The sequence below is a fragment of the Longimicrobium sp. genome, assembly GCF_036387355.1.
GTDB lineage: Bacteria > Gemmatimonadota > Gemmatimonadetes > Longimicrobiales > Longimicrobiaceae > Longimicrobium.
In genome coordinates, this window is sequence record NZ_DASVTX010000172.1 from 1 (window position 1) to 19,444 (window position 19,444).

Sequence of the window (19,444 nt, forward strand, 5' to 3'; positions counted from 1 at the left end):
CTCGGCGGCAAGTAGATCCTTCGACTCCGCGCCACAGTTCGGTGCGGCGGGAGGTCCGGCGCAGCGCTCCGCTCAGGATGACAGGTTTTTGTGCTCCTGAGCGTCTGCCGGACAAGGGCTTGTCCATCCTGAGGAGGCGCCGGAGGCACTTGCATCGTCACGGCACTCCGGCGCCGGCGAAGGATCTGCTATGCCTTCGAGAACGGGCGTGCGCGTCGCGACCCTGGCTCGGCGGCAAGTAGATCCTTCGACTCCGCGCGACAGTTCGGTGCCGCTAAGGGTTCGGCGCAGCGCTCCGCTCAGGATGACAGGTTTTTGTGCTCCTAACTAGTTACAGCGCAGATGCTTGTTATCCTCAGGATGGCAATCCCGCTCCTCACCCGGCGCCTCAGGGCGCCAGGAAGCGGCGGGCAACGCGGATGTAGCGGGTGTCCTGCTCGGCTTCCGGGAGCGCCTCCGCTTCGTGCAGAAGGCGGCGGACGTGGCGGTGCAGGCGCGGCTCGCCCCAGCGGTAGCCGGTGGCGGATTCCGCAGCGGGCGTGTCGGCGTCGCGCGCCGCCTGCAGCAGGGCGCGCGCGGCGGCCGCATCAAAGCCGGGATCGTCCCGGGGCGGCAGCCCGAAGTGGCCGGGCGGCACGAAGCCGGAATCCTCCTTCACGAACGCGCGCGACATCGCCTCTCCTCTCCTCTCCCGCCAGCGGTGTGCATCCTCCGGATGACCCCGCATCCGGGCAAGATCGCGGCCCGCGAGCGCCCGAATCCCTTTCATCCATCCCATGCACGCCAGCGACCCGCATCACCGCGCCGAGGCGCACACCCTGCGCCGCCGCATTCGCATCCTGTTGTGGATCTTCATCATCGGCCTGGTGCTGAGCGGGGTGACGGCGTTCCCCATCCAGACGGAGATCACCTGGCTCACCCGCCTGCTGGGCGCCGCCCCGGGCGACGCGCCGGAGTCGCACGGTCTTCTGCTCCGCTGGCTGCTGACCGTGCAGGAGGGCGTGGTGCAGACCAACCGCGCCTACCCGTTCCTGGCGTACGGCACGGACTGGCTGGCCTTTGCGCACCTGGTGATCGCGCTCCTCTTCATCGGCCCGTTGCGCGACCCCGTGCGCAACGAGTGGGTGGTCGCGTGGGGGATGATGGCGTGCGTGGGCGTGGTGCCGCTGGCGCTCATCGCCGGATCCATCCGCGAAATCCCCTTCTGGTGGCGGCTTGTCGACTGCTCCTTCGGCGTGTTCGGCATCATTCCCCTGTGGATCGCGCGCCGCTGGATCCGCAGGCTCGCCCTTCTGGACCCCCGCTTCCTGACATCGGCGGGCTGACGCGCCGGCCGCGGTCCGTCCCGTCCTCGGCCGGTCGATCCATGGAGCGCCGCGCCCTTTCGCGTCATGGTTGAGCCGAATCGCGGCACCCCCGACCATCGACCGAGAACGCACGGCATGAAGCTCCGCATCCTCCTCCCCGCCCTGGCGCTGCTCCTGGCCGCCGCGCCGCTCCCTGCCCAGCCCGCCACGCCGCGGGTGACGGAATGGCGAGGCCTGTCCATCCCCCAGGCGCTCGGCCGGTTCCGCCTCGCGGACCAGAAGCAGGATGAGGAAGACGGCCGGCCGCGGCTGCGCCTGGTGTTCACCGACGCGGAAGACGAGATAGTCTTCGTGGACCTGCACGCGGAAGACGCGGCGCCGTGCGACTCCGGCTGTGGCGCGGAACGGGTGTCCGGCGCCCTGGCCCGCTTCAAGGAAACCATTCCCCAGGCGATTGAGGCGGGGCGTTACGAGGGGTTCCGGATCACCGCGGACAGCACGCTTTCCGCCACCGCCGGCCCGTGGATCGCGGCGCGCCGCCTGACCGCGGAGGTGGACGAGATGGGGACGCCGTACGAGGGGCGGCTGTACTTCTACGCCCTCCCCGGCGCGACCGTGTGGGCGGGGAGCCAGTATCTGCCCAACGCACGCATGCGCACCCGGGTGGACGCGGCCGTGGACCTTCTCGTCCGCACGCTCGCGGGCCGGTGAACCGCGGCTTCTGCGGAAATCCGAACGCCCGCTCCGGAAGCCGGAGCGGGCGTTCGTGTTTGCGGCCCGAGGCGCGTTACATCGTTTCGATCATGATGGGCACCAGGTCCACGTTGGCCGGGAGCTGCTGCGCCCAGGCCGCGTCCTCGTCCCAGCTCCAGCCCTTGTTGATGTCGTAGTTCAGCACGCGGCTGCTGACGCCGGTGAGGTCCACCAGCACGCCGGAGCTGAACGCCTTCTCGATCACGGTGGACGTCCTCACCTGCTCGGTGGCGAACATCAGCAGCACCTTCTCGATGGGGGCGATCACGTTGGTGTGGTTGCCGTTCAGCGGGAAGGCCGCCAGCGGCGTGAACTCTTCGCCGTTCTGCTGCGCCAGGCCGCAGGTCATGGGCTGCGCCGTGCCGTTGGCGATGCCCACCGCGCCGGCCGTTCCGCCGTCCTCCACCACGCCCACGCCGGTGGTGTGCTGCACCTTGAGCGTCTGGCCCAGGTCGATCAGGTACGGGTTGTCGGCGTCGATCTCCACGTTGGGCTGGATGTCGTCGCGCGAGGTGAACGCCTGGAACTGCTCCGTCCACTTCACCTTGGTGATCAGCCCGAAGTCGCCGGTCTGGAACCACACCGTGGGCCTGCCGCCCTTCTCCTTGCTCTTGACCGCCTTGAAGGCGTAGAGGCTGTAGCTCTCGTCTTCCAGCGCGATCACGCTGTCCTGGGCGATGTTGATGCGGATCTGGTAACTGTTCGCCATGCTGTCCTCCATCGGGGGAATTGCTCCGGACCGGTTGTCCGAGGAAGGAGGCCGGGGGTGGCCGCCCTTCGACAACGAATCTGCGCCGCTCCCCGGTATCAGACCGTATCCGATTCAGCCATCCGACGCCCCCGATCCGCCACGGGTTGAAGCCGCCGCGTCCTCCCCCTCGGCCACCCCGCAGCGGCGCAGAAAAAGGGCGCACGCCAGCCGCAGCCCGCCGCCAGCCACCAGTTCCGACGGGCGCAGCCCCGTAAGCCGCAGCACGGTGCGGCGCAGGGCGGAACCGCTGCTGAACTCCAGCGCCCGCGCCACGCTGTCGGCGCTGCGCTCCTCGTCGTCCATGAGCCGCGCCGCGTGCAGCACCCGCCGCCAGGCCAGGAGCTCCGCGGGCGGGGGGAGGCCGGCATCCGCCAGCAGGCGGGCGAGCGTGCGCGGGCTGCAGCGCGCCAGGGCCGCCGCCGCCTCTACGTGCCGCGGCGGGGAGGGCGCGCGCAGCACGCGCTCCAGCCATCCGTGCACGGCGGGGCGCAGCACGGGGGCCAGGCGCGCCATCATCTCGTCCACGGCGTTCCAGTTCACGTGATCGTACAGGCAGCGGCGCAGCGCGGCGGGATCGTCGCCCGCGTTCACGGCCAGCACCGCGCGCACGCCCAGCCCGGCCAGCCGGAACGGCTCCTCCGCGGGCCGCCCGGCGAAGTCGCCGTAGGCCACCAGCGCCAGCGCGGGGAACCGCGCCTGCACCGTGCGCAGTTCGTCCACAGCCAGGCGCCCGTCCGCGTACGGGTTCAGAAAGGCGATCCCGCCGCCCGCCCACTGCGAGGACCCCAAAAGCTCGCCCCAGCCCGCAAGCAGGTGCAGGCGGTGCCGCACGCCCGCCGCCTGCTCCATCTGCACCGCCCGGTGAAGGCGGTCCACCGCCGCCGCGCAAGGCGGCAGCGCCACGATGTCCGTCATCCTCCCGATCCCCCTCATGATGGCCGCACTGATCCCGAACATTTCCCGAAGTATGTCGGGAAAGCTGCGTGACGGGCAATGGGCGGAAGGGGGTGCGGCGCAACGAGTGCGCAGAGCGCGGGGCCGAGCGGATGTCCACCCGGGGCGCCAAACGAGAAGGCCCGCCACGGCATGGTGCCGGGGCGGGCCTTCTGCCGGGCGGGCGTGCGTCAGGCGACGGCCCGCGGGCGCGCGACGAACAGGTGCGCGGGGAGGATGTTGAGCGGCTCGAAGCTGCGCTCCACCTTGCCGAAGAACTTTTCCAGGTGCCCGCCGATGGACGGGGCGAACTGGTACACCAGGAACGCGCCGCCGGGGTTGAGCACGGCGTTGGTCTTCTGCAGGATCTCGGCGCGCACTTCCGGCGGCATGGTGCTGAAGGGAATGCCGGAGATGGCGTAGTCCATCCGGTCGTGCCCCAGCCGGCGCAGCTCGGCGTCCACGTCCGCCGCGGAGCCGTGCACCACGTGCAGCCGCGGGTCGGGGATGGTCTCGCGCAGGTACTTCACGAAGTCGTCGTTCATCTCGATGACGATCAGCGTGGCGTCGGGCCGCATCCGCTTGAGCACGTGATGCGTAAAGGTGCCCACGCCGGGGCCGTACTCCACCACCACGCGGGCGCGGTTCCAGTCCACGTGCTTGAGCAGGCCTTCAATCGTAAAGCGCGAGCTGGGGATGACGCTGCCCAGCATGCGCGGATGCTTCAGAAAGTTGCGCGCGAACAGCGCGAGTTGGCCGCGGCGCGAGCCCGACGTCTTCTGCACTCGATTCATCCTCCGGGTTGGGGAACAGGGCCCGATCGTGCTCCGGGGCGCGGAGCCTGCTGCACGGGCGTGATGCAAATCTGAGACTTGTTGTGCGCCAGCACCAGAACCCCGTTTTTCCCACACTCCGAATCCGCCGGTACGCGCACACTTTTCCCCTTGTAGATCCTTGACGCGGCGCCCGCCGCGCACGATCATGGTGCCGTCACCCTCCCCGCTTCCGCAAGCCGCTCCCCCTCCGCCCCGCCCCGCCATGACCGAGTCCGCCGCACCCCGCACGCCGGGTCCGCTGGGTCCGCTCGCCATCTCGCTTTCCGGCGGCGGGTACCGCGCCGCCGCCTTTCACCTGGGCATGCTCAAGCTTCTGCACCGGGCGGGGCTGCTGGAGGACGTTGTGGGCCTTTCCACCGTGTCGGGTGGCACGCTGGTGGGAATGAGCTGGGTGGTGAGCCAGCTCGATGGCGAATCCTTTCCCGACTTCCATACGCGTTTCTCGGGATGGATGCAGCGCACCAACGTGATCGCCCTGGCGCTGGACGGGCTGGCGCAACGGCGGTCCGGCATGCGGAATTCGTGGCCCAGCCTCATTCGCGGCGCGGCGGAGGTGTACGACCGGCCGGACCTGCTGAACGGGCGGCGCTTTGGCGAGGTGCTGCACGCGCGGGGGCTGCCGCTGCGGCAGATCATCTTCAACTCCACGGAGTTCCACACCGGCGTGGACTTTCGCTTTCGGGCGGCGGAAAGCCCGCTGGCGCGCATCGGCAACGGCAACTACCGCGTACCGCGCCGCGTGGCGGAGCACCTGCGGCTGGCGGACATCGCGGCCGCGTCGTCGTGCTTTCCGGGCGGGTTTGAGCCGATCGTGTTTCCGCAGCACTTTGCGTGGCCGGCGGAGTTTCCGCTGGCGGACGCGCTGCGCGAGCTGGGCCCCTCGTACAAGTCCGGCCTGCCGCTGATGGACGGCGGCATCTACGACAACCAGGGCATCGACGCGCTGGTCCTCGCCCTCAAGCGCTCCGAGGCCGAAACGCTGTTGATCTCGGACGTCGCCGCAAAGCAGAAGGACATCTACAACGTTCCGCCGCCCTCGCACAGCCGGGGATACCTGACGCTGGAGTGGGTCTCGCGGCTGGGCTGGGTTCTGCTGCTGCTCGCGCTGGTGTCGGCGGTCCTGCTGGGGATGGACGCGGTCCGTGCGCTTCGTGACGGGACGTGGAGGTGGACGGAGGCCTTCGTGTACCTCTTCCCCGGCCTGCTTTCCGCCGGCGTGGTGACGGCACTGGTCTGGCTGCGCCGCCGGTTGCGGACGGGAGAGGCACTCGCCGAAAAGGAGTTGAACGTCGACGTGTGGGGGGCGGTCCGCCGCCTCACCGTGCCCGAAGTGCAGGAGATGGTGACGCTGCGCGTGGGTTCGCTGCTCGCCCTGACCTCGTCCATCTTCATGAAGCGGGTGCGCAGCCTGGTGTACAAGGGCGTGTACCAGGATGAGAAGTACAAGGGCCGGCGGATGGCGAACCTGATCTACAGCCTGGGCGAGGACGTTCCCAAGCTGTTTGCCGCGCACCCCTGGCTCAAGCCATCGGCGGAGTTGGTCACGCTGTCGGACACGGTGTCGGCGATGGGGACGACGCTGTGGTTCGACCAGCACGTGCGGTTCGAGCCGCTGGACCGCGCGGGCCAGGCGACGGCGTGCTTCATCCTGCTCAGGCACATCGTGGAAGACCGCCCGGGATACGACTTTCCCGGCACCCCGCTGAACGCGCTGTTCGAGCGCCTGCGCGGGATGTGGATGGAGTACAACGGACCGGTTGCCGCCACCGCGCGGCCCGTCCCCGCCGCCATCGGCGTCACCGCGACGGTGTAGCGGTCGCCGGAGCGGATTCGCGGAAAGCCGGACCCCGTCGGTCCGGCTTTTCGTTTTTTCCGATCCCCGGCGCGTTCAGCGGCGTTGGAGGACGGAGTGGTAGATGGCCAGCGTCTGCTCCGCCGTGGCGCGCCACGTGAGGCGGCAAACGGATTCCGCGGCGCGGTCGCCCAGGTCACGGCGCAGGGCGGGATCGCCGGCGAGGCGGCGGACGGCGGCGGCGATCGCCTCCGGGTCGCGCGGCGGCACGATGATGCCGTTCTCGCCGTCGCGGATGAGCATCGGCGCGCAGCCTACGGGGGTGGCGACGACGGGGAGCCGCTGGCTCATGGCCTCCACCGTTACCATCCCGAACCCCTCGTATGTGGACGGCATCACCAGCAGGTCGTGCCGGCGATACTGCCGCATCACCTCGTCTTCGCCCGCGCGCGGGATCACGCGTACGGACGGGCGCGCCTGTGGCGGAAAGGATGCGAGTACGGCCTCCTCCGGCACCCCGGGGCCGAGCACCGTGAGCGGCGGCGCGTCGCCCGCGTCCGCCAGCAGCCCCCAGGCGCGGGCCAGGTACGGCGCGCCCTTGACCGCGTCCCACGACCCGCAGAACAGCACGCCCGCCCCGCGCGGCGCTTCCGGCTCCGGGGCCTCGTCCAGAAAGCGCGCGGAGACGCCGTGCGGAACGATGTGCACGCGCGCTGGCGGCTTCCATCCGTGCGCGACGGCAAAGTCGCGGTCGCCGGGATTCAGCACGATCAGCGCGTCCGCGAGCCGCGCGGCGGCGGCCACCTGCGGCAGGCGCACGGTGGGATAGTAGAGGCGGCGCGTCCACGGCTTGGCGATGAGGCCGTCCGCGGCGTCGGCGACAGTGCGGGCGTAGTTCAGGTGCTCCAGCCCGTGCGACCGGCTGACCACCGCCGGCCCCGGGCGGCGCGACAGGTGCCGGCGCAGCGCGAACCGCCACCCTTCCCCGCTCGCCACGTCCACCACGTCGTACGGGCCGCGCTGGTGGAATGCGCGGCGGATGGCCGCATCCGTGAGCCACGCGGAGACGGTCTGCCGCACGCGCCAGTTGCGCGGCTCGTCGCCGATCTCCGGCGCCATCACCAGATCGCAGTGGTGCCCCAGCGCGGCGAACTCCTCGCGCAGCTTGAAGTAAACCTTGGCCGACCCCAGCCGCGGGTCCGCCGGATAGTCGCCGACCAGCAGGATCTTCACGGCGCCCCGTCCCCATCCGCCAGCAGCGTTTCTACGGTGCGGGGCATGGAGAACCGGGCCTGGTACCACGCCCGCGTCCGCCCGCCGAGCTCGTCGCGGTCCTCAGCGAGAACCCGGTCCAGCGCCTCGCCCGCCATCTCTTCCGGCTGGGCCGCCTGCGCGAGCCGCACAGGCCCTTCCCGCCACTCCGCGTCCGTGAAGCGCCCGTCGTTGGTCACCGTGGGCACTCCGTTGACGACACAGGCCATCAGCGTCGTCCGGCGGGTGTCGGCGCCGTCGGGATAGGGCTGCAGCGCGGCGTCGGCGGCCTGCAGGTGGATGGAAATCTGCTCCGCATCCAGTTCTCCCAGAGTCACCACGGTGTCGGGAGAGGATTGGCCGGGGGCGCGCAGGCGGTCCGCGAACGCCGGCCCGCCGCGCCCGAGCAGCAGGATGCGGGCGTCCGGATGCCGGCGGACCGCCTCGCGCAGCACGGGGATGAGCAGCGGCGTGATCATCTCGCCGTACGTGCCGAAGTGGACGAGCAGCGGCCCCCCCCTTCCCGCCAGCAGCCGCGCGCGGACGCGGCTGACTTCCGCGCGCTGGTCGACGAACGGGATGGTGGATGGAATCGGGAGCGTCGTGATCGGCACGTCGCGCGGGGCGAGCGGGCGCAGCAGCCCGGTCCACGCGGAGGTGGACACGTACGCACGCGTGCTGGCGCGGAGCAGCAGGCCGGCCATCCCCCGGTTGACGGCCGCGAGCAGGTTGCGCTGGGGCCGCTGCCATCCGAACGGAAAGAACGGCTCGTGAAACATCACGCGCACGTCGTCGCCGGCGCGGCGGCGGGCGAGGGCCCACGCGCAGAACGCCACGTTCAGCCCGCGCATTCCCACCGCCTGCGGTGCATACTGGATCAGGAGCCGCCGGGGCGCCGCCGCCGCGTCCAGTCCGGCCGAAAGCGCCCGCAGCCCCGCGCCGTGCAGCGCGCCGGCCCGGTGCACCCGCGGCTCGTCCGGGGCACCGTCCTGCGGTTCCTTTTCCGCCAGCCGCGTCTGCTGCAGGCCGCCCGGCGGGGACGCGGAGGTCCAGACGTCGACCTCTTCGCCGCGCTCGGCCAGGGCGAGGGCGAGCAGGCGCGTGTAGTCACCGATTCCGCCACCGCCGGGCGGATACTCGCCCGTGATCAGGTGCCAGCGGCTCACGCGGGCGCCTCCGCCGCGCGGGAGAGCACGCCTTCGAGCACGGAAACGTGGCGGTCCAGCGACATCCGCAGGGCGACTGCGCGCGCACCGGCACGCAACCGCCGGAGTTCGTCCGGGTGCTGGACGGCGTGCACCAGGGCGTCGGCCAGCTTCTCCGCCGTGGGTGGGTCACCATCCACCAGAAAACCGTTCCCGCCATCCGCGAGCCAGTCGCTGACCCCGCCCACGTCGAACGCCAGCGACGGCACGCCGAAAACGCCCGCTTCCAATCCCACCAGCCCGAACGGTTCCGGCCACACGCTGGGCACCGCCACCAGCGATGCCCGCCGGAAAAGCTCCGACCGCGCGTCATCCGCCACCCATCCCGTGAACGTCGCGTCCACGTCGCGCGCGGTGGCAAGCCGTTCCCACGCCGCGCGCTGCGGCCCGTCGCCCGCCATCGTGAGCGGGATGCGGATGCCAGCACGAAACCCGGCATCCGCCACCGCGCGGATCAGCACGTCCCCGCCCTTGATGGCCGTCATCCGCCCCAGGAACAGGAGGCGGAACCCATCGGGCGCGTCCACCGGCTCGCCGCTGAGGGTGGGAAAGAGCGGGATGGCGTGCACGCGGTCCGGACGGGCGCCGTTGCGGACGTACTCCTCGCGCAGCGCCCGGCTCGGCGTGACCATGGCCGTGTACCGGGCGAACAGGTCGTTCTGCTCGTGTGCCCAGCCCCACTGTTTCGCGACATAGCCGGGCCGAAGCTGCCCGCAGCGGCGCGGGCCGTAGTGCGCCAGGCACCCCACGCCCAGCGGCCGGCTGCACGGTACGGGACGGGGCCACAGGTGCGCCTTCTGGCCGCTGACGCACGTGCCGAAGTACCCGTGCATCATCTTTACGACCGGCACGGATTCCGACAGCCGCGCGTCAACCTCCAGCGGCCGCATGTTGTGGATGAAGGCGAGCGACGGCTTCCACGCGAGCGCCGCGGCGAGTGCGGCATCCGTCCCCAGCTCGTCGATGCAGAAGTGTGGCGTTCCCGCGGGCGCGGGCGAGGGCTCGCCGGGGCGCAGGCGGTCCAGGTGCAGCAGCGCGACTACATGCCCGCGCGCGGCGAGCGCGGGCATCACCGCGCCCAGGTAGTTCTGCACGCCGCCCGCGTCGCCGATGCCGTCGTTGGCGAACAGAATCCGCATCAGCCCTGCCCGCGGACCGCGGTTCCGCCGAAACCGCTCATCCGGTTCCCGCCACGGACGGCGCCCTGCCTCACGAGGCGCGCACCAGGCGCAGGCACTCGCCTTCCAGCGCCCACGCGTCGGGAACGGGGCGCAGGGGCTCGGCGCGGAGGCCCTGGAGCCGCAGTTCCTCGTGCAGCGCCTCCACGGGAAGGCCGCGCTCGCGCCACACCGTGGGATGCATCTCCACGAAAAGCGCGAGGGGGTCGCTCATCCGCGCGATGGTGTCGCGGGCGCCGCGAAGCACCTCCAGTTCGAAGCCTTCCACGTCGATCTTGATCACCGTCGGCGTGATGCCGTGCGTGGCGCAGAAGGAGTCGATGGTCACCGTTTCCACCGTTTCCGTCCCGCGCTCCCCCGCGGCGGCCAGGCGGCTGGTGCCGTGGTGCCCCGCGCCAATCAGCGCCGCCGATCCCGCGTGGTCGGAAGCGGCTGCGCGCACGGGAGTTACCGTGTCCGTCAGGCCGTTCAGCGCCACGTGGCGGCTCAATCCGTCGAACGCCGCGGGGGACGGCTCAAAGGCGAACACGCGCCCGCCGGGCCGCATCCACTGCCCGAACAGCAGCGCGTACGCTCCGGCGTTGGCCCCCACGTCCAGCGCCACGCCACCTGGGCGCGCGGCGGCGCGAAAGGCGTCGTACTCCACCGCGTTCCACGTCACGAAGCGGTACTCCGGCAGCACACGCACCGTCTCGCCGCCGGGGAGCGTGGACGCCACGCCGCGCCCGCCGCCGAGTGCCGCGTGATAGGCGGAGCGCAGCCAGCGCCGCGGGCCGCTCTGGGGAATCCACCGCGCCAGCGCCGCCCCGACCGCCTCCAGGGGCGAGCGGCGCCGGTATGCGCTGGATTCCGCGGTGTCGATGTCGTTCATGAAGAGTACGAAAGTACGAAGGTACGTGAGTAGGAAAGTGGGGCCCGCATGCGTCGCCGCAGTCCACTCGCCACCGTCCGCAAGTCTTATGACGGCTTGGCGGCGGCGTGCAGGAGGGCGGAGAGGCGGTCCGCGTACGTCTGCATGGAGCCGAGCCGTTCCATGCGGGCGCGCGCCGCCGTTCCCAGCCGCGTGCGCAGCGCCGCGTCGCCGATCAGCCGGTCGAGCGCCTGCACCAGCGCGGCCGGATCGTGCGGATCCACGAGCAGCCCGGTGGACGCGTGCTGCACCAGCTCCGGGATGGCGTTGATGCGCGTGCCGATGGCGGGGAGCCCGGCGGCGGCGGCCTCCTGGTACACCATCCCGAACGCCTCGCCGCGGGTGGGCATCACGAACACATCCGCGTTCCGCCACCGCGCAAACCACTCCGGCGTGTACGCCGCGATCCCGCGATGCACCCGCAGGCCGCCCGCGTCCAGCGCGGAGACGCCGGGAAAGTTGGTGACGACGTCCAGCACGGCGTGCTCCGCGAACCCGCCCGCGCGCCACGCCTCCAGAAGCTGCGGCCCGCCCTTGCGCACCCAGTCGCCGCCCATGAACAGAACGCGCACAGGCTCGATGGCCGGGCGCGCGGCGCGCTCCGTGATCCATTCCGCGTCAAAGCCCTCCAGCGGAACGGGATACGGCATCACGTGCACGCGGTCTTTGAGCGACGGCTGCGCACGGATCACGTCGTCCGCGGCCCAGCGCGACGTGGCGATCACCGCCGCCGCCGCGCGGAATACGGCGCGGTCCAGCACGGCATTCGCCGCGTAGTCCAGCCGCGCCAGGCCGGCGGGTGCCTCCGCGCTCGCCAGCCGCTGCGTGATGTCGATGGACACCACCGACGGCGTGCGGCGCATCCGCGAAAGGCTGGCGTACGCCGCGGCCTGCGTGTGGAAGTGCAGCACATCCCACGCGCCACCCGCCACCTCGCGTGCACGGATGCGGCGCGCCGCCAGCACGCCCGCGTGCAGCTCGTGCCGCAGGCGCGCACCCGTGAGCGCGCCTGCGGCCGACCCGGGCGCCGGCCCCGCGCACATGGCCGCGCGGATGGCGCGGTCGCGCGGGGTGAGGTCCGCGCTCAGGTCCAGGTGCTCGGCCTGGATGGACGGGTCGCGCGCGGCGGCCTCGCGGATCAGCCGCGCCACCGACGCGTGCCCCAGGATTCCCGAGTTGATGAAGAGGGTGCGCAGCGGCATGCGGGGAAGATCGTGCGGGGACAGGGAATAGGGAATAGGGAACGTCAGGGAATAGGGAATAGGGAATAGGGAATAGGGAACAGATCGTGCGCGCGTCCGCCGGGCCCGGGGCCCGGGCGGTTGAAACCGCGGCAACAACGGCGCGAAGTCCGCCTTCGCGGACTGCGTCGGCTGCCTCGGCGCGGGAGGCGGTGACCTGTTCGCGAACGGGCATTCGAGGAAGGAGACCTCAGCGCGAGGCCGGCTTCCGGCACCGAACCATCACCCGCACCGTGCAGCCTCACAGCAGTACCGTGAGGCTTTCAGCCGTTGTTGCGGCGACTTCAGTCGCTCAGCGGCGCCCTCCGCGGCGCCAGGAACCGGGGCCGGCGCCGCCCTTTCCCCCGCGTGCAGGTGAAGTCTCCCCGTCTGTTCGGGGCGACTTCCGCCGTTGTTGCGGCGACTTCAGTTGCTCAGCCCCGCCGGCCGCTGCACGGACCCTGGCATCCGCGCCGGATCTCCCACCCGGACCAAACCTCCCGCAGGCCGTTTGGGGGGAGGGTGGGTGAGTCACGCCAACCCGGGTGGAAGCGCCCTGAACTCCGCCCCTCACACAAATGGGTAGGTTGACGGAGGCCGGGGAATCCGGCCGGGGTTTACCTTCATCCCTGGATGGAGAAAGACCCTGAACACGGACCGACCCATGCCGATTACCGAAATGCCCGCGCTGCTGGCCCGCGCCTCCGAAGACGCGCCCACCATCGAGCTGATGAACATCCGCATCCGCGTGCTCGCCGCCGCGGACGAGACGAACGGCGCGTTTTCGCTGCTGGAATACACCGCCCCGCCCCGCTTCGCCGGGCCGCCGCCGCACTGCCACGCGCTCACCACCGAGTGGTTCTACGTGCTGGACGGCGTGCTCGTGGTAGAGCAGGACGGCGCGCAGCAGGCGCTCGGCGCCGGGTCGCTGCTCGTAGTGCCGCCGGGCGTGCCGCACAGCTTCAGCAATCCGGCCGACGAGCCCTGCCGGTTCCTGCTGCACGTCTCCCCGGGCGGCATGGACGAGTACTTCCGCGAACTTGCGGAGATGATTCGCGATACGCCGTCGTGGGCGCTGGCGGACCCGGCCTGCATCGCCGAACTGGGCGCGCGCTTCGACAGCCATCCGCACCCGGCGCCCGGCCGCTGAGCGCGGGGCCGAACGGAACGGACGGTGCGCGTCTTGCTCGCCGTCCTTGTACCTCAATGCGAGGCGCGCTACGCTGTGCCGGCCCGTGCGCTCCCCGGTGCGCTCGTCCATCCATCCTCTGCCCCGTGCCGCCGTGAACCAGCCCGTGACCATCCTCTGCCTCACCAGCTACTTCAAGGGCGCAGAGTTTCTCCGCGAGTGCCGGCGGCAGGGGTGCCGCGTCCTGCTCATCACCGTCGAAAAGCTGCGGGATGAAGACTGGCCGCGCGAGTCCATCGACGAAGTGTTCTACATGCCGGACCTGTTCCGGCGCGAGGACGTGATCCACGGCATCAGCTACCTGGCGCGCACGGAGCGCATCGACCGCATCGTTCCGCTGGACGAGTTCGACCTGGAGATGGCGTCGGCGCTGCGCGAGCACCTGCGCATTCCGGGGATGGGCGAAACGACGGTTCGCCACTACCGCGACAAGCTGGCGATGCGGATGGTGGCGCGGGAAGCGGGCATCCTGGTGCCCGACTTCGTCCCCGTGCTGCACCACGAGCCCATCCGCCACTTCCTGGAGACGGTGCCCGCCCCCTGGGTGCTCAAGCCGCGGCTCTCCGCGTCCGCCATCGGCATCAAGAAGCTGAGCGACCCGGAGCAGGTGTGGCGCACCATCGAGGAACTGGGCGACAAGCGGTCGTTCCACGTGCTGGAGCGCTTCATTCCCGGCTCCGTGTATCACGTGGACTCGCTGGCGTGGAACCGGGAGATCGTCTTCAGCGAGGCGAACGCCTACATGACGCCCCCCTTCGAGGTGTACCACGGCGGCGGGCTGTTCTGTACGCGCACCCTGCCCCGCGACTCCGACGAGGCGCGCGCGCTGCGGGAGCTGGACGGCCAGGTGCTGCGGGCGCTGGGGATGGTGCGCGGCGCGCTGCACACCGAGTTCATCCGGGGCGACGCGGACGGCCGCTTCTACTTTCTGGAGACGGCGGCGCGCGTGGGCGGCGCCAACATCGTGGAAATGACGGAAGCCGCCACCGGCATCAACCTGTGGCGCGAGTGGGCGCGGCTGGAGGTGGCCGACGTGCGCGGCCAGAACTACGCGCCCCCCGAGCCGCGGAGCGACCACGCCGGGCTCCTGGTCTCCCTCGCGCGGCAGGAGTGGCCGGACACGTCGGCGTACCAGGACCCGGAGATCGTGTGGCGCATGACCAAGCGCCACCACGTGGGGCTCATCGTCGCGTCGCAGAGCGCGGAGCGCGTCACGCAGCTGCTGCACCAGTACATGGGCCGCATCCGCGACGATTTCTACGCGTCCATGCCCGCGGCCGAGTCCGCGACGGAATGAGTGTGATCAGGAGCTGCTGAACGGCCGCTTCTCACCGAGGAGCGCGGAGGTCACGGAGGCGTATGCCGTGGCCTCCGTTTTCGTCTCCGGAGGGATTTATACCCGGACCATATTGACGGATATATTATACCCGGATAATATTCATCTCGACGACGGAATTCGATCCATCCACCGGAGCAGGGCGATGAACAAGCGCGAGATGGTGAGGGCATACAAGGAAGCGGCGCGGCCCATGGGCGTGTACCGCGTGCACAACACCCGGACGGACCGGTCCCTGGTGGCGCGCAGCGTAGACCTGCCCGCGTCGCTGAACCGCGAGCGGTCGCAGCTGCGCTTTGCCGGGCACCGCAACCGTGAGCTGCAGGCGGACTGGAACGCGATGGGACCGGACGCGTTCGTCTTCGAGGTGCTGGACACGCTCACCCCGCCGGAGGACCAGCCGGGCTACGATCCGGCCGCGGACCTGGAGGTGCTGGAGGCGATGTGGCGCGAGCGGCTGGATGCGTTCGCCCCGCGCGGATACACGCCCCGTCCCGCGCAGCGCGCGTGAGCGCGGCGGAGCGCCGGTACACGGCCTTCGCCGGCACGCGGCGGATCGGCGGGGGGTCGCTGCTGGATGCGGCGCTGGCGGCAAAGGATGCGGAGCAGGACACCGCCGGGCCGCTGCTGGTCTTTGACGATGCGACGGGGCGCGTGGTGGACGTGGACACGCGCGGCACGCCGGAGCAGGTGGCCGCGCGTCTCGCGGAGCGGAATGCCGCGCCCGCGCCGCCCGCCAATCCGGAGCCGTCCGCGGATGCGGCGCCGCGCGTGCGCCGGCGCGGGCGGCCCAGCCTGGGCGTGGTGGCGCGCGAGGTCACGCTGCTGCCCCGGCACTGGGAATGGCTTTCCGCCCAGCCCGGCGGCGCCTCCGTCGCGTTGCGCAAGCTGGTGGAGGAGGCCCGCCGCACCCACGCCGACGCGGACCGCCGCCGCGCCGCGCAGACGGCGGCCTACCACTTCCTGTCCGCCATTGCCGGCGACCTGGCGGGGTTCGAGGAGGCCTCGCGCGCCCTGTTCGCCGGCGACCGCGAGCGCTTCGCGTCGCAGATGACGGCATGGCCCGCGGACGTGCGCGACCACGCTCTCACCCTCGCGTTTCCGCGCGACAATCCGTGACCTCGGTGCACTCCGTTGGAAACTGACGGTGACGGGCTGCAGAGCCTTTACGACGAAAGCGCGCGGACCAGGCGATACAGGAACTCCTGGCCCTCGTAGTAGGATTGCGTGGAGATGCGCTCGTCGGGGGCGTGCGCGCGCACGTCGTCCACGTCCAGAAAGATCCCCGACACGCCGTACATCGGGATCCCCGCCTGGCGGAAGTACAGGCTGTCCGTCGCGCCGATTCCCATCACGGGGACCACGGGAACGCCGGGCCACATCTCCTCCGTCAGCGTCTCCACCGCCGTCATCACCTCCGGAGTGAGCGGCGAGGGCGGGCTGGGCTTGCTGGCCGTCGCCTGGCGGACGGTGACCCGCTCGTCGGCCACCACCTCGCGCATGGTCCGCTCCACCTCCTCCGCCGTCACGCCGGGGAGCAGGCGGCAGTTCACCAGCGCCCGCGCGGACTGCGGAATCGTGTTGTTGGACTGCCCCGCATCCACCCGCGTGGCGGCCCACGTGGTCCGCATCATCCCGTTGTACTGCGGAACCGCGCACAGCCGGTCCGCCGCCTCCGCATTCCCGGAATCCGCCAGCAGCGCGCGCATGTCATCCGCCATGGGGCCGCTCTCGATGCCCGACATCCGCGCAAAGAACGCCCGCGCCACCTCGCCCATCTGCACGGGAAAGCGGTACGCCGCCACGCGCTGCAGCGCCGCGGCCAGGTGGTAGATGGCGTTGTCCTGCGTGGGGAGCGAGCTGTGTCCGGCGGTGCCGCGCGCCTCCAGTTCCAGGTCCAGGTAAACCTTTTCGCTCGCCTGCAGGTTGTTGCTGATGCGCCGCCCGTTCTTGATGCGCCCGAACCCGCCCTCGTTGATCCCCATGGCCGCGTCCACCAGGTCGCGGCGGTTCTGCGTGAGCCAGCGCGCGCCGTTGTGCTCCCCGCCCTCCTCGTCCGCCGTGAGCACGACGATGAGGTCGCGGTCGGGCACGTACCCTTCCCGCCGCAGACGGATCAGCGTTGCCGTCCAGATGGAGGACATCGCCTTCTGGTCGGTGGTGCCGCGGCCGTAGAAGAAGCCGTCCTGCTCCACCAGCGTGAACGGCGGCGTGGTCCACTCCGCGGGATCGGCGTCCACGACGTCCAGGTGGGCGAGCAGCAGCAACGGCCCGCGCGCGCCCGTGCCGCGCATCCGCGCCACCAGGTTCATCTTGCGCGGATGGGGACCGGCGAGCGTCAGGTCCTCTTCCGGAAACCCGGCCTCCTGCAGCCGCCGCGCGACCGCCCGGGCGGCGATCGTCACGTCGCCGTCGCGGTCCGTGGTGTCGATCTCGACCAGCTCGCCCAGGATATCGCGGGCAAGGTTCCGGAACTCGTCCGGGGAGGTGGGCGCGGCGTCGGGCGTCTGCGGCATGGGTGCGGATCGGGCGTCGGTGGATGAACGGTGATGCGCGGCCAAGCTAACGCCGTGCCCCCGGCGCCGCAGGGGTTCGGTTTCTCCGCGTCCGCCAGCCGGATCGGCGCCGCTCTTGCCGAGTTTGCTCGACCGCCACAACGCAGTTGCCGTGTGCCCCCTCTCCCACATCTGTTCGTGGGAGAGGGTGGCGAGCTTTAGCGAGCCGGGTGAGGGCCACACCGTCGGACGCGCACGAGGCTCGGCCATGCACACTCTCGTACTTTCGTACTTTCGTACTCTCGTACTTTCGTCCTGCCGTCCCGCACTCTCCCCCGCCGCAGTGGACCGCTGATTGCCTGCCGGAACCACTCTGGCGCGAACCGCGCCCGCCACAGGCATTTCACCCCCGGTCCGGCCCGATGGAACGCAGACGCATCGCTGTCACCCCGCCCAACGTCCCCGGCTTTCGCGCCGTGCCCTTTACCGGCGTGATCTACGTGATGGCCGAGGCCAGCCGCCGCGGCTACGCGTACGGGCACCCGGACTGGTGCAACCTGGGCCAGGGGATGCCGGAAACGGGGCCGCTCCCCGGATCGCCGGAGCGTGTGCTGACGGCGCCCATCAGCCCCGCGGACCAGGAATACGCGCCGGTGGCGGGAATTCCCGAGCTGCGCAGCGCGGTGGCCGACCTGTACAACCACCTGTACCGGCGGGGAAAGGAATCGCAGTACACGGCCGACAACGTGTGCATCTGCGGCGGCGGGCGGCTGGGGCTTACCCGCACCGTGGCCGCGCTGGGCGAGATCAACCTGGGCCACTTTCTTCCCGACTACACGGCGTACGAGGAGCTGCTCACCATCTTTCGCCCGTTCACCGCCATTCCCATCCTGCTGGAGGGAACGGACGGCTACCGGTTCGACATGGGCAAGCTGGAGCGCGAGATCCTGGGCCGCGGCCTGTCCGCCGTGCTCCTTTCCAACCCGTCCAACCCCACGGGCCGAACGATCCGCGGGCTGGAGCTGGCGTCGTGGGTAGAGGCGGCGCGGCGGCTGGAGTGCACGCTGCTGATGGACGAGTTCTACTCGCACTATGCCTGGTCCGCCACGGCGGAGGAGGACGGGCTGGTGTCCGCCGCGAGGTACGTGAACGACGTGGACGAGGACCCGGTGGTCATCTTTGACGGGCTGACCAAGAACTGGCGCTACCCCGGCTGGCGGACGACGTGGGTGGTGGGCCCGCGTTCGGTGATCGAGGCGGTCACCAGCAGCGGATCGTTCCTGGACGGCGGCGGAAGCCGGCCGCTGCAGCGCGCGGCCATCCCCCTGCTGGATCCCGCCGCGGTGCGCGCGGAGACGGCGGCCATCCGGGGCGCCTTTCTGCGCAAGCGGCGCATCATGGTGGATGGGCTGCGCGAGGCGGGAATGCGGCTGGACGTGGAGCCGGAGGGGACGTTCTACGTGTGGGCGGACCTGGCGGGGCTTCCCGAGCCGCTGGCGGACGGGATGGACTTTCTGCAGGCGGCGCTGGATGAAAAGGTGATCTGTGTGCCGGGCGAGTTCTTCGACATCAACCCCGGAAAGCGCCGCAGCGGCCGGCCGTCGCGCTTTCGCACCTACGCCCGCTTCAGCTTCGGGCCCGAGGAGGACGCCGTGGCGGAGGGCGTGCGCCGCATTGTGGAGATGGTGAAGCGGGCGCGGTAGATGGGGCGGCGTGCGCAGTCTTCGAGCGCGGCGCGAATGAATTCGCCGCAACAACAACGGAAAGTCTCCCCAAACAGACGGGGAGACTTCACTTGCATGGGGCGGATGGTTGGAAGCGCTGGCGGAATCCGGCGCCGCGACGGGCCTGAGCGGATGAATCCGCCGCTCCAACAGCGGTAAGCCCCGACTCATGGCCGCTGACGCGTCCACAATCGGGGCTTCAACTGCACGCGGGGCAAGGCTCCGTGCGCTTCGCGGGCTCCACGGCGGCCCCCACCCGGGCTCGCACTACTCGCCCACCCTCCCCCAAAACAGACTGGGGGAGGGTTTTTTCCCGAGCCGGACTCCGCTGCCCGTACCCAGTGCTCCCCTCTCCGTGCGGGGTTTGCACGGGGAGGGGCTGGTGGAGGGGCCGCGAGCCGAAGCCCGCTTCCCTTCCCGGACCTTACCCTCGCGCTGAGGCCTCCCTTTCTCTCGCGACAGCGCGGATCGGGCCGGCGAAAGGGGGCTTCTCCGCATGCGCCTCACGTGGCCGGACCGCACCGGACCTGGGGTGTGCTCCCTCTCCCACATCTGTTCGTGGGA

The 19,444-nt window shown here is 70.8% G+C and carries 18 protein-coding genes; 8 read left to right on the forward strand and 10 right to left on the reverse strand.

Going from position 1 to position 19,444, the window contains the following annotated elements; translation table 11 throughout:
• Window positions 1-388: 388 nt before the first annotated feature.
• Window positions 389-673 carry a hypothetical protein gene (locus VF665_RS07800; protein ID WP_331052848.1) on the reverse strand — a complete coding sequence of 95 codons (285 nt, stop codon included), beginning with the start codon at window positions 671-673 and terminating at the stop codon, window positions 389-391.
• 103 nt (window positions 674-776) lie between these two features.
• On the opposite strand from VF665_RS07800, the gene VF665_RS07805 reads away from it, so the two are divergent.
• Both VF665_RS07805 and VF665_RS07810 read left to right on the forward strand, forming a co-directional pair.
• Window positions 777-1,325: a hypothetical protein gene (locus tag VF665_RS07805; RefSeq protein WP_331052849.1), complete on the forward strand. Its 549-nt coding sequence runs from the start codon at window positions 777-779 to the stop codon at window positions 1,323-1,325.
• 117 nt (window positions 1,326-1,442) lie between these two features.
• Entirely contained in the window at window positions 1,443-2,018 is a 576-nt protein-coding gene (locus VF665_RS07810; RefSeq protein WP_331052850.1) for a hypothetical protein, read from the forward strand.
• 76 nt (window positions 2,019-2,094) lie between these two features.
• On the opposite strand, the gene VF665_RS07815 is transcribed toward VF665_RS07810, so the two are convergent.
• The 3 genes from VF665_RS07815 to VF665_RS07825 all read right to left on the reverse strand — a co-directional run bounded on the left by VF665_RS07815 (window position 2,095) and on the right by VF665_RS07825 (window position 4,538).
• Window positions 2,095-2,769, reverse strand: a complete 675-nt coding sequence (locus VF665_RS07815) for a hypothetical protein (RefSeq protein WP_331052851.1) — start codon at window positions 2,767-2,769, stop codon at window positions 2,095-2,097.
• A 114-nt stretch (window positions 2,770-2,883) separates the two neighbouring features.
• The gene (locus tag VF665_RS07820; RefSeq protein ID WP_331052852.1) at window positions 2,884-3,726 is read right to left on the reverse strand and encodes a helix-turn-helix transcriptional regulator; all 843 of its coding nucleotides are present in this window, start codon (window positions 3,724-3,726) and stop codon (window positions 2,884-2,886) included.
• A 209-nt stretch (window positions 3,727-3,935) separates the two neighbouring features.
• Window positions 3,936-4,538 (reverse strand): class I SAM-dependent methyltransferase, encoded by a 603-nt coding sequence (locus VF665_RS07825; RefSeq protein ID WP_414678362.1) that lies wholly within the window; start codon window positions 4,536-4,538, stop codon window positions 3,936-3,938.
• A gap of 244 nt (window positions 4,539-4,782) precedes the next feature.
• On the opposite strand from VF665_RS07825, the gene VF665_RS07830 reads away from it, so the two are divergent.
• Complete coding sequence (locus VF665_RS07830) at window positions 4,783-6,393, forward strand: patatin-like phospholipase family protein (protein WP_331052854.1); 1,611 nt, start codon at window positions 4,783-4,785, stop codon at window positions 6,391-6,393.
• A 75-nt stretch (window positions 6,394-6,468) separates the two neighbouring features.
• Here the strand turns inward: VF665_RS07830 and VF665_RS07835 are convergent, their stop codons facing one another.
• The 5 genes from VF665_RS07835 to VF665_RS07855 all read right to left on the reverse strand — a co-directional run bounded on the left by VF665_RS07835 (window position 6,469) and on the right by VF665_RS07855 (window position 12,118).
• Window positions 6,469-7,605 carry a glycosyltransferase family 4 protein gene (locus tag VF665_RS07835; RefSeq protein WP_331052855.1) on the reverse strand — a complete coding sequence of 379 codons (1,137 nt, stop codon included), beginning with the start codon at window positions 7,603-7,605 and terminating at the stop codon, window positions 6,469-6,471.
• Window positions 7,602-8,789: a glycosyltransferase family 4 protein gene (locus tag VF665_RS07840; protein ID WP_331052856.1), complete on the reverse strand. Its 1,188-nt coding sequence runs from the start codon at window positions 8,787-8,789 to the stop codon at window positions 7,602-7,604. The genes VF665_RS07835 and VF665_RS07840 overlap by 4 nt, the downstream gene beginning before the upstream one ends.
• A complete protein-coding gene (locus VF665_RS07845; protein WP_331052857.1) occupies window positions 8,786-9,967 on the reverse strand; it encodes a glycosyltransferase family 4 protein in 1,182 nt (393 codons plus the stop codon). The genes VF665_RS07840 and VF665_RS07845 overlap by 4 nt, the downstream gene beginning before the upstream one ends.
• Window positions 9,968-10,037: 70 nt before the next feature.
• Complete coding sequence (locus tag VF665_RS07850; RefSeq protein WP_331052858.1) at window positions 10,038-10,877, reverse strand: FkbM family methyltransferase; 840 nt, start codon at window positions 10,875-10,877, stop codon at window positions 10,038-10,040.
• A gap of 86 nt (window positions 10,878-10,963) precedes the next feature.
• Window positions 10,964-12,118 (reverse strand): glycosyltransferase family 4 protein, encoded by a 1,155-nt coding sequence (locus tag VF665_RS07855; protein WP_331052859.1) that lies wholly within the window; start codon window positions 12,116-12,118, stop codon window positions 10,964-10,966.
• A 682-nt stretch (window positions 12,119-12,800) separates the two neighbouring features.
• On the opposite strand from VF665_RS07855, the gene VF665_RS07860 reads away from it, so the two are divergent.
• From VF665_RS07860 to VF665_RS07875, 4 genes are all read left to right on the forward strand, one after another.
• Window positions 12,801-13,286 carry a cupin domain-containing protein gene (locus VF665_RS07860; protein ID WP_331052860.1) on the forward strand — a complete coding sequence of 162 codons (486 nt, stop codon included), beginning with the start codon at window positions 12,801-12,803 and terminating at the stop codon, window positions 13,284-13,286.
• Window positions 13,287-13,419: 133 nt separating this feature from the next.
• A complete protein-coding gene (locus VF665_RS07865) occupies window positions 13,420-14,622 on the forward strand; it encodes a hypothetical protein (protein ID WP_331052861.1) in 1,203 nt (400 codons plus the stop codon).
• A gap of 184 nt (window positions 14,623-14,806) precedes the next feature.
• On the forward strand, window positions 14,807-15,172 hold the full coding sequence (locus tag VF665_RS07870) for a GIY-YIG nuclease family protein (protein WP_331052862.1): 366 nt from the start codon (window positions 14,807-14,809) through the stop codon (window positions 15,170-15,172).
• A complete protein-coding gene (locus tag VF665_RS07875; protein WP_331052863.1) occupies window positions 15,169-15,780 on the forward strand; it encodes a DUF2239 family protein in 612 nt (203 codons plus the stop codon). The genes VF665_RS07870 and VF665_RS07875 overlap by 4 nt, the downstream gene beginning before the upstream one ends.
• A gap of 47 nt (window positions 15,781-15,827) precedes the next feature.
• Here the strand turns inward: VF665_RS07875 and VF665_RS07880 are convergent, their stop codons facing one another.
• Window positions 15,828-17,177: a M20/M25/M40 family metallo-hydrolase gene (locus tag VF665_RS07880; protein ID WP_331052864.1), complete on the reverse strand. Its 1,350-nt coding sequence runs from the start codon at window positions 17,175-17,177 to the stop codon at window positions 15,828-15,830.
• Between the two features lie 401 nt (window positions 17,178-17,578).
• On the opposite strand from VF665_RS07880, the gene VF665_RS07885 reads away from it, so the two are divergent.
• Window positions 17,579-18,859, forward strand: a complete 1,281-nt coding sequence (locus tag VF665_RS07885) for a pyridoxal phosphate-dependent aminotransferase (RefSeq protein ID WP_331052865.1) — start codon at window positions 17,579-17,581, stop codon at window positions 18,857-18,859.
• Window positions 18,860-19,444 lie beyond the last annotated feature (585 nt).